Raw genomic sequence first — 6,096 nt, forward strand, 5'->3', positions numbered from 1 at the left:
ATCACCAACTCCATCCGCGCCCTGCGCGCCGCGCACGGCGACATGACCCAGGCCGAACTGGCCCGCCGCGTCGGCGTGACCCGGCAGACCGTCATCGCCATCGAACAGGGCCGCTACTCGCCGTCGCTGGAGATGGCCTTCCAGATCGCCGCCGTGTTCGACGTCCCCGTCACCGACGTGTTCCAGTACCCCCAGGAGGGCTCGTGAAAGCCATCGTCCAGGACCGCTACGGCTCCGCCGACGGGTGGGAACTGCGGGACATCGACCCGCCCCGGGTCGGCGACGACGACGTGCTCGTCCGGGTCCGCGCCGCCGGCGTCGACCCCGGCGTCTGGCACCTGATGACCGGCCTGCCGTACCCGGTCCGCCTCGGCTACGGGCTGCGCCGCCCCCGCCACCGCGTCCCCGGCATGGACCTCGCCGGCGTCGTCGAGGCCGTCGGCCGCCACGTCACCCGCTTCGCCCCCGGCGACGAGGTCTACGGCACCGGCGCCGGCAGCTACGCCGAGTACGCCCTCGCGCCGCAGCACAAGCTCGCCCGCAAGCCCGCCGCGCTCACCTTCGCCGAGGCCGCCGCCATTCCGGTCTCCGGCCAGACGGCGCTCACCGCGGTCCGGGACGCCGCGACGGTCCGCCCCGACCAGCGGGTGCTCGTCATCGGCGCCGGCGGCGGCGTCGGCTCGTACGCCGTGCAGCTCGCCACGGCGGCCGGCGCCCACGTCACCGGCGTCTGCGGACCCACCAAACCCGACCTCGTGACGTCCCTCGGCGCGACCGACGTCATCGACCACACCCGGGAGGACATCACCGACCGGGGCGTGCGATACGACGTCATCATCGACACCGCCGGCAACCGCACCCTGACCCACCTGCGCCGCGCCCTCACCCCGACCGGCACGCTGGTCCTCGTCGGCGGCGAGGCCGCCACCGGCAAGCTGCTGCAGGGCTTCGACCGGCAGCTGCGCGCGCTGCTGCTCTCCCCGCTGGTCGGCCAGCGGCTGATCCCCCTGGTGGCCAAGGAGAGCAGCGAGAACCTCGACGCCCTCACCGCGCTGGTCGACGCCGGCCGGCTCCGGCCCGTCCTCGACCGGAGCTGGCCGCTGGCCGAGGCGGCCGACGCGATCCGGCACCTGCGCGGCGGCCACGCCCGGGGCAAGAACGTCGTCCTGCCCTGACCGACGCGACCGCCGGCGCGCCACCGCTCAACTGCTCGGGACCACCTCGGGCCGGTGCGCCGCCGGCGGCACGTACGGCTCGGGGGCCGGCCGCTCGGCCGCCGGCCGCACCGCCACCGGCGGTTCGACGGCCGACTGCTCGGTCTCCGGCTCCTCCGGCGTCCCGTTCGCCGACCGCTCCCCGCCGGGGCGAACGGCCAGCATCGGGTACTCGGCGGTCTCCCCGCCACCGGCCGCGGCCGCCATCACCGCGGCGGCCGCCAGGTCCGCCACCCGCTTCGCCTCCCGCTGCACCCGCGCCCGGACGTCCTTGGCGTGCCGCTCGACCGACTCGGCCGCTTGCCGCGCCTCCTCCAACCGCCGGGTCTCGACGGCCAGGCTGCGGCGGGTCTCCTCCAGCCGGCGCTGCGTCTGCACGAGGTCCCGCTCGGTGGTGTCGCCCTCCTGCTGGATCTCGGCGAGCTGCTGCCGGGCGGTCGCCAACTCCTCGCTCACCTGCGTCAGCGCCTGCTGCCGATCCGCGATCCCCTCCTGCACCGCGGTGAGCTGCTCCTGCTGCGCCGCCATCTGCTCGTCGGCGCGCTGGCGCACCTCGGTGGCGTACTGCTGCGCCTCGGCGATCAGCGCCTGCATCTGCTGCTCCGCGGCGCTGTGCTGGTTGGTCAGCTCCTGCTCGGCCGCCGCCCGGTGCTCGGCCAGCTCCTGCTCGGCGGCGGCCCGCCGCTCGGCGATCTCCTTCTCGGCGGTGGCCTGCCACTGGGCCAGCTCCTGCTGGCTCTGCGCCCGCGCCGCCTGGATCTCCTGCTGGATCTGGGTACGGGCCGCCTTGGTCAGCGCCTCCGCCGCCGTCCGGGTCTGGGTGATCTGCTTGGCGGTCTGTTCGCTGATCCGCTTCGCCTCCTGCTGGGCGCGCTCGTGCGCGGCCTCACCCTCCGCTCGCAGCTTCTCGGCCCGCTCGTGGATCTCGGCCAGCTCCCGCTCGGCCGCCGACCGGCGCTCCTCGTACACCCTGTCCTGCTCGGCCTGGCGCGCGGACAGTTCCTCGTCGAGGTCCCGCAGTGACTGGACGGTCCGCTCCCGCGCCTCGGTCAGCACCTTCTCGGCCTCGGCCTGCAGGCCGGTCGCCCGCTGCGTCGCCGTCTCGGTGATCACCCCGGCCTGGTTCTCGGCCAGCGCCAGGATCTGGTCCACCATCGGGCCCAGGTCGCGGAAGGACGCCCGGTCCACCTGGGCGGGACGCTGCCGCAGCTCGGTCAGCTCCGCCTGGAGGCGCTGGATGTGCGTGGTGAGGCCGTGCACCTGGCTCGCCGCCTGGTCCCGCTCGGTCGACAGCGTCGCGAGCTGACCGTCGGTCTGCTCGATGTACCGGTCCACCTGCCGCTTGTCGTACCCGCGCAGGGCGGTCTCGAAATGCGGCCGTCCGGCCGCATCGTCACGCAGCGCGAACGGCTCTTCGCCGTTGGACATGCCGCACCCTCCGTACTGTGTGAACGCCACGCGGATGGACGCCCACGGGCCATGATGTGGCGCAACGCTACCGTCGTCCGGCCCCGGACAATAGGCCCGCCCCGGTGATCGGGACGCGGTGAGGGACCCCTGTTGCGTCGGTGGCCTCCGCGGGGGGTCACGGCCTGTCGATGCGGTGGCTTCCGCGTCGACAGTGCGCTGCCTCGGTCGGACCGCTGCCCGGTCGGCCGACGGTGCTCGTCCCTCGGATGGGTCGGCGGTCGGGTCAGGCTGGTGTTCGCCGCGGGGCCGCGACGATGGCCGAGCGGAGTCGGGCGAGGGCGTCGGTGCGCGCGCCGGTCAGGGACGGTTCCCGGGTCAGTCGGGCCGCGCGGAGGTCGACGTGGCGGGGCAGGCGGCCGAAGGCGGCGGTGACGGCGTCGAGGACCGCCGGACCCCACGGCCCGCCGAGGACGACCACCTGCGGGTCGGTGAGCGCGACGATGGCGGCGAGGACCCCGCTCACCGCCGCTCCGATCGCCTCCCGGGTGGCCGAGGACGCGTCGGCCAGCTCGCGGAGCCGGTCGACGTCGATCGCCGTGCTGCCGGGCCGGCGCAGCCCCAGGTCACCGAACACCTCGATGAACCGGGTCGCCCGACCGTCCGGGCCGATGGTGATCAGGTGCGCGATCTCGCCGGCGAGGCCGGCGTGCCCCCGGCGTACCTGGCCGTCGCTGACCACCGCGCAGCCCAGTCCCTCGCCGAGGAAGAGGTACGCGAAGTCGGTCAGGCTGCTCGGATCGGTGTCGCGCTCGGCCTGTGCCGCCCAGTTGACGTCGTTGTCGACGACGACCGGCCCCTGGACCTGCGGCGCGAGCACGTCGACCGGGTCCAGTTCGCCGAGCAGGAACGGCGCGTCGGGGAGCCGGATCAGTCGGCCGGTGGTGCGCTGCACCGGGTCGGCGGCGCTGACGACCGCCAGTCGGGTTGCCCGTCCCGTACTCCGCTGGGCCTGCGTGGCGGCGGTACGCAGCGCGGCCGTGACCTGCTCGGGCCGGGCCGGGCGGCTGATCTCGTGGTGCGTCCGGGCCAGGGTGTCTCCGTAGGCGTCGACGCACTCGGCCACCACCCCGTCGGGCGCGATGCCGATCACCAGTGCGGTGCCGACCGTGTCGGCGAGCGCGTAGTACGAGCCGACGCGCCCCCGGCCCCGTCCGCCGGGGGTCCGTTCTCCCGTGTCCACGACCAGCCCCGCCTCGCTCAGCCGGCGCACGCTCTCGCCCACCGTCGGCTTGGACAGGCCGCTGCGGGCCGCCAGGTCGGCCCGGGTCAGACGCCTGGCCTGCATCAACTCGCGGAGCACGTGCTCGTCGGTCAGCGAGCGGAGCAGCTCCAGCGAGGGCTTGGCGGCGGTCACGCCACGATTCTAGTCAGGAGTCTTGCCTGGAAAGCGTCCCGCCACCTACAGTCCTTTCAAAGAAGGAGCCTTAACTAGAAGGAGTCCTGCCGTGACCACCCAAGCCGCCCGCCCGACCGCCCCGCTCCCGCCGCTGCCGCACTGGGAGTCGACCCCGACCGATCTGCCCGGCGCGATCCGGGGAAATCAAGGCGGCGCTGCGCGCCCGCATCGAGGCCTCCGGCCGGACGGTCGAGGAGGTGTTCGCCGTCGTCGAGCAGCGGATCCAGGCGGAGGTCGATGAGATCGTCGCGGCCCGCGACCGCGGCGAGCCGGTCTGGCCGGTCATCGAGTACGCCGACATCGAGGCCGGCACGGTGTCGACCGAGATCCTGCGGGCGGTGCGCCGGCGCGGCTGCCTCGTCGTGCGCGGACACTTCGACCGGGAGCAGGCCCTCGGCTGGGACCGCGACATCGTCGACTACGTGGCGGGCAACGGCTTCTTCGACGCCTACCGCGGCCCCGGCGACGACTTCTTCGGCAGCGTGGGTTCCAACCCCGAGATCTACCCGATCTACTGGTCGCCGGCGCAGATGCACGCCCGCCAGAGCGACCGGATGGCCCGGGTGCAGGCGTTCCTCAACAGCCAGTGGAAGCACGAGTCCGAGGGCGTGCGGTGGTTCGACCCGGACCGCGACTCGCTCTACCCCGATCGGATCCGCCGCCGGCCGCCGGGCGCGGACTCCCAGGGCCTCGGCACCCACCTCGACCCCGGCACCCTCGACCTGTGGATGACCGAGGCGTACCAGCAGACCTTCCGCCACCTCTTCGACGGCACCGTCGAGCAGTACGACCCCTGGGATGCCGCCTACCGCACCGCCGGGCCGCAGTACCCGGGCAGCACCATGTGCTCCGCCTTCCGCACCTTCCAGGGCTGGACCGCGCTGTCCGACATGGACCACGACCAGGGGGTGCTGCACACCGTGCCGATCCCCGGGGCCATGGCGTACCTGATGCTCCGGCCGCTCCTGGCCGACGTGCCCGAGGACGACATGTGCGGGGTGACGGTCAACCAGGTCTTCCCCGCCAACCAGACCTGGCACCCGCTGCTGATGCGGGCCCTCGTCGGCATCCCCGACGTCCGGGCCGGCGACTCCGTCTGGTGGCACTGCGACATGATCCACAGCGTGGCGCCGGTGCAGAACCAGCAGGGCTGGGGCAACGTCATGTACATCCCCGCCGCGCCCTGGTGCCCGCGCAACGAGCGCTACGCGGCCAGCGTCCGGGAGGCCTTCCACACCGGGTCCAGCCCCGCCGACTTTCCCGAGGAGCACTACGAGCGCAGCTGGCCCGACCGCTTTCCGGCTGAAAGCCTCAACAGCACCGGCCGGCGGGGCCTCGGCCTCGACTGAGCCGTTGCCAGGTCGTAAGGGCAGGGTCTGGTTCCTCGGATGAACGGCTCGGCCCGGAGTCGGCGACGCAGCGGAAATGGCTGACGGCGCCGATGTGACGGGGGACGCACGCCGCCAATTTGACGATCAACTCGCCGGGCGCGTAACTTTCTCTCTGCCAGCGCGGAACGGACGAAACAGGCGAAAGACCTGGTAGGCCGGGCGCGGGAATGAGCTTCCGGTTCTGGGGGTTGTACTCCTCAGAGCCTGGGATCGGGCGGTGCCCCGAAGACGCTGCGAGGCGGATTTGGTGAGGCGGAGCCGACCGGGTATGGTTCATCGCCGGTAGGGAACCGGGCGAGCGTGCGGGAGACCGCAGCGGCCGGCCTGCTGAATTCCACGGAGACGAGCGGCGAGAGTCGGTCGATTTGTGGTGCCCGTAATTGTGGTGGAAGTGGTGCGGATCGCGACAGAGCGGTTTGACACGGCGGATACCAGCGGGTAGCGTAGTAAAAGTGCCCGGCGCGAGAGCGGCGGTCACGACAGAGCGAAAATGCCCCGGGTCGGGGGTCCTCTTCGGGGGGTTTCCGGGCGGTGTGTGGTTGTTCTTTGAGAACTCAACAGGGTGCTTGAAAAGCCAGTGCCAATTATGATTTATACCCCGGACTGGCAGTTCTTCTTCGGGAGT

At 72.8% G+C, this 6,096-nt stretch carries 5 protein-coding genes; 3 read left to right on the forward strand and 2 right to left on the reverse strand.

Translation table 11 applies throughout. The features are described 5' to 3' along the window. On the forward strand, positions 1 to 207 hold the full coding sequence (locus tag M2302_RS05110) for a helix-turn-helix transcriptional regulator (RefSeq protein WP_210775239.1): 207 nt from the start codon (positions 1 to 3) through the stop codon (positions 205 to 207). Continuing rightward, positions 204 to 1,175, forward strand: a complete 972-nt coding sequence (locus M2302_RS05115; protein ID WP_280836812.1) for an NAD(P)-dependent alcohol dehydrogenase — start codon at positions 204 to 206, stop codon at positions 1,173 to 1,175. The genes M2302_RS05110 and M2302_RS05115 overlap by 4 nt, the downstream gene beginning before the upstream one ends. Positions 1,176 to 1,202: 27 nt before the next feature. Here the strand turns inward: M2302_RS05115 and M2302_RS05120 are convergent, their stop codons facing one another. Further along, entirely contained in the window at positions 1,203 to 2,642 is a 1,440-nt protein-coding gene (locus M2302_RS05120; RefSeq protein WP_280836813.1) for a hypothetical protein, read from the reverse strand. A gap of 265 nt (positions 2,643 to 2,907) precedes the next feature. After that, entirely contained in the window at positions 2,908 to 4,038 is a 1,131-nt protein-coding gene (locus M2302_RS05125; protein WP_280836814.1) for an ROK family transcriptional regulator, read from the reverse strand. 239 nt (positions 4,039 to 4,277) lie between these two features. On the opposite strand from M2302_RS05125, the gene M2302_RS05130 reads away from it, so the two are divergent. Then, the gene (locus M2302_RS05130) at positions 4,278 to 5,429 is read left to right on the forward strand and encodes a YbiU family protein (protein WP_280836815.1); all 1,152 of its coding nucleotides are present in this window, start codon (positions 4,278 to 4,280) and stop codon (positions 5,427 to 5,429) included. Positions 5,430 to 6,096 lie beyond the last annotated feature (667 nt).

It is taken from the genome of Micromonospora sp. A200 (genome assembly GCF_029893845.1).
Classification (GTDB): Bacteria; Actinomycetota; Actinomycetes; order Mycobacteriales; family Micromonosporaceae; genus Micromonospora; species Micromonospora purpureochromogenes.